The organism is Aeromonas sp. 1HA1 (assembly GCF_029237385.1).
Classification (GTDB): Bacteria; Pseudomonadota; Gammaproteobacteria; order Enterobacterales; family Aeromonadaceae; genus Aeromonas; species Aeromonas popoffii.
The window spans coordinates 1-860 of sequence record NZ_JAACGC010000197.1 but is presented as its reverse complement, the minus strand read 5'-3'; the positions used below and the strand labels follow the sequence as shown (position 1 = coordinate 860).

General features: G+C 41.9%; 1 protein-coding gene. It reads right to left on the bottom strand.

All coding sequences use genetic code 11. The features are described 5' to 3' along the window. Positions 1–235: 235 nt before the first annotated feature. Complete coding sequence (locus GWQ22_RS21630) at positions 236–412, bottom strand: AlpA family transcriptional regulator (protein WP_275931647.1); 177 nt, start codon at positions 410–412, stop codon at positions 236–238. Positions 413–860 lie beyond the last annotated feature (448 nt).

Below are 860 nucleotides of genomic sequence, written 5' to 3'. Positions count from 1 at the left end.
GAACAGGGATTGCAGGCTGGAGCTCACTCTGGGAAGGCTGGCAAACACTGCAAAGTAAACTGGACGGCTTTATTGCCGCCAAAGAGATGATGGCTTCGGGGATCAAGATCTGATCAAGAGACAGCACCAAAGCATTGAATGTAAAACCAACCTAATAACTCTAGCCCCTGATAGGACAAGACTTGTAGCATCAGCAACGAACTAATTCATTCCAATTACCCGTCAGAAATTATCCCTAGCGAAGATTTATTTTCTCTTCAATCCACAACTCTATTTCAGAGCTAACCCAAGCAACAGATCTTGGGCCGATCTTGACTGACGCTGGAAATTTCCCGTCATTCATCTGACGATAAACTGATGCCTTAGAGAGTGATGTCATTACGATGACATCCTTCAATTTAAGTAACTTCATGATGAGCTCCTTTTGTCGTCCATACAAGGAGTCCCTCACGTAAAAAACATATATCATAAAAACGAAACAAATAAGTATTAAATTTTTATTGTGCGCACGCTAAACATCGTAATCTGTAGCATACACACCTCTATGAAACTGGTGTTTACACACATGGATAAGCAATGAACATGCGATTGGTGATCTTATATACACGTGTTTAAAGCATTATCATGAACTGGATACTGTTTACCCTTATAGATAGCTGCACACTGAATGTTGAAGTTGGCATGGCTCTTCAATATTGAACCCGCCCCTTCTCATCTCGTCCGACTGTAGCAGCTGACTCTTATACACAAATATTGTGAACTGATTGGCACTTTTCCCGATTTCCAGGATCTGATCTCCTATGTGACTCCCGAACATGGTAACGATCATGCTAACTTTTGCTCTTCATCGTGCGGCCGAT